Source organism: Pseudomonas inefficax, from assembly GCF_900277125.1.
GTDB classification, from domain to species: domain Bacteria; phylum Pseudomonadota; class Gammaproteobacteria; order Pseudomonadales; family Pseudomonadaceae; genus Aquipseudomonas; species Aquipseudomonas inefficax.
Genome location: NZ_OPYN01000138.1, coordinates 1 through 2,441 on the forward strand (window position 1 = coordinate 1; position 2,441 = coordinate 2,441).

The 2,441-nt window shown below is 66.6% G+C and carries 3 protein-coding genes; 2 read left to right on the plus strand and 1 reads right to left on the minus strand.

The genetic code is table 11. The features are described from left to right. A partial coding sequence (locus tag JV551A3_RS16275) for a LysR substrate-binding domain-containing protein (RefSeq protein WP_235874588.1) occupies positions 1 to 582 on the plus strand: 582 nt, incomplete at its 5' end. Further along, a complete protein-coding gene (locus tag JV551A3_RS16280; protein ID WP_133978909.1) occupies positions 570 to 1,391 on the plus strand; it encodes an aldo/keto reductase in 822 nt (273 codons plus the stop codon). The genes JV551A3_RS16275 and JV551A3_RS16280, both read left to right, overlap by 13 nt. 272 nt (positions 1,392 to 1,663) lie before the next feature. On the opposite strand, the gene JV551A3_RS16290 is transcribed toward JV551A3_RS16280, so the two are convergent. Then, positions 1,664 to 2,441: helix-hairpin-helix domain-containing protein (locus tag JV551A3_RS16290; protein ID WP_235874589.1), on the minus strand; the 778-nt coding region annotated here is incomplete at its 5' end.

The following is a 2,441-nucleotide window of genomic DNA, read 5'->3' on the forward strand; positions in this document are numbered from 1 at the left end:
TCGCTGAAGGTCTTTCGCCAGCGTTACCCGAAGGTCAACGTCACGGTGCACGATGTGATCAACGAACAGGTACAGGAACTGGTGCGCCATCGCCGCGTCGAACTGGGCATCGGCTTCGAACCGGACAACATCGATGGCCTGGACTTCCACCCGTTGTACATGGACCGTTTCGTCGCCGTGGTGCCCGCCGATTCGTCCTTGGCGCAGCTGCCCCAGGTGAGCTGGGCACAGTTGCTGGCCGAAGACTTCGTGGCCCTGCAACGCCCTTCGGCGGTGCGCCTGCTGATGGAGCAGAACGTGGCCGCCCGCCACGGCAAACTGGCGGTGGCTTTCGAGAGCCACCAGCTGACGACCATCGGCCGCATGGTTGCCAGTGGCCTGGGGGTCAGTGCCGTGCCTGCGCTGTGCATCAACCAGATGCAAGAGCTGGGCGCTCGCTGCGTAACCCTGGTCGAGCCCACGGTCGAGCGCCGCATCGGCGTGATCGCCCTCAGCGAACACAAGCTTTCCACGGCGGCGCAAGCGCTGCTCGAGGTACTGCTTTCCAATACCCGCATCCCGGAGGTGACATGCGTTACGTGAAACTGGCAGGTTCGAGCGTTCCGGCCATTGGCCAGGGCACCTGGTACATGGGGGAGGATCCGGCCCGCAAGGCGGCCGAGGTGGCGGCCCTGCAACAGGGTATCGAACTTGGCCTGAGCTTGATCGATACCGCCGAGATGTATGGCGAAGGTGGTGCCGAACAAGTGGTTGGCCAAGCCATTGCCGGGCGCCGCGACAAGGTGTTCCTGGTCAGCAAGGTGTACCCGCACAATGCCAGCCGGCGCGGTATGGCGGTGGCCTGCGAACGCAGCCTCGCTCGCCTGGGCACCGACTGCATCGACCTGTACCTGCTGCACTGGCGTGGCCAGCACCCCCTGGAGGAAACCGTCGAGGCCTTCGAGCGCTTGCGCGAGCAAGGCAAGATCAAGCGCTGGGGTGTTTCCAATTTCGACGTCGACGACCTGCGCGAACTGCACAACCCCGATTGCGCCACCAACCAGGTGCTGTACAACCCGGCCCAGCGTGGCATCGAATTCGACCTGTTGCCGTGGTGCGAAAAGCGCGCGCTGCCGACCATGGCCTACTGCCCGCTGGCCCAGGCCGGGCGCCTGCTGCAGCACCCGTTGCTGGCGGAAATCGCCGAGCGCCATGGCGCCACACCGGCCCAGGTCAGCCTGGCCTGGGTGACCCGACATGACGGGGTGATAGCCATCCCCAAGGCCGTGACGCCCGAGCATGTGCGGTTGAATGCGGCTGCAGGTACGCTGACCTTGACCAGCGAAGACCTGCGGGCAATCGACCGGGCGTTCCCGGCACCGACACGCAAGCAGCGGTTGGCGATGGTCTGACTGGCAACACCACACTTGTAGGAGCGGCCTTGTGTCGCGAAAGGGCCGCAAAGCGGCCCCAGCATTATCTGCAGTGACGCCGAAATCCTGGGGCTGCTACGCAGCCCTTTCGCGACGCAAGGCCGCTCCTACAGGTCAGCGCAAGCCGGACTATGGCGAGACTCCTGTGGGAGCGGGCGCGCCCGCGAACACCGGCAAAGCCGGTGCCATGCACCGCGGGGGCTGCTTCGCGGGCTTGCCCGCTCCCACAAGGGCCCGCGCATAGATGGGATTCAGTGAAAGTCCCGGCTACGCACATCCAGCCCTTGCAACAACGGGCTCACATCCTCCAGCCGCCGTGCTATCAGGTGACGTACGCCCTTCTCCTGCTCCAGGCGCCCGCTGACCTTGAGCAACTGCGACCCCACCAGCGCCCGTCGCTGCCGTTCGGCAAGCGCCCGCCACACCACCACATTGACCATGCCGTGCTCGTCCTCCAGGGTGACGAAGGTCACCCCACTGGCGGTCTGGGGCCGCTGGCGGCCCACCACCAGCCCGGCCACGGCAATGTTGTCACCATGCCCGACATCCTGCAGCTCGCGCGAACTGCGACAGCCCAGTGCCCGCAGGCGTGAGCGCAACAAGGTCAAGGGATGCGGCCCAAGCGTGGTACCCAGGGTCTGGTAATCGGCCATCAGGTCTTCTGCCACGCTGGGGACGGGCAGTTCAACGGGGCTTTCCGGCAAGGCTTGCATGTCGGCGAACAAAGGCAGTTGCGGCTGCACCGCCGCCACCTGCCAGCGCGCCTGGTGCCGGTCGCTGGCCAAGGCGCGCAGCGCGCCGGCATCGGCCAGGTGGGCGCGGGCACGCGCGTCGAGCCCGGCTCGCAGGCACAGGTCTTCGACATCGCGCCATGGCCGCTGCGCCCTCGCCTGCGCCAGGCGCCTGGCGTCGGCCTCGGCAAGGCCGCGCACCAGGCGCAAGCCCATGCGAATGGCCAGGGCCTCTCCAGGCTCAGGCTCTAGCGTGCAGTCCCAGTCACTGTGGCACACATCCACCGGCCTGACCTCG

Excerpts from the sequence above, each read along its gene's own strand:
- JV551A3_RS16280 (WP_133978909.1), top strand. The coding sequence starts at position 570 with ATGCGTTACGTGAAACTGGCAGGTTCGAGCGTTCCGGCCATTGGCCAG.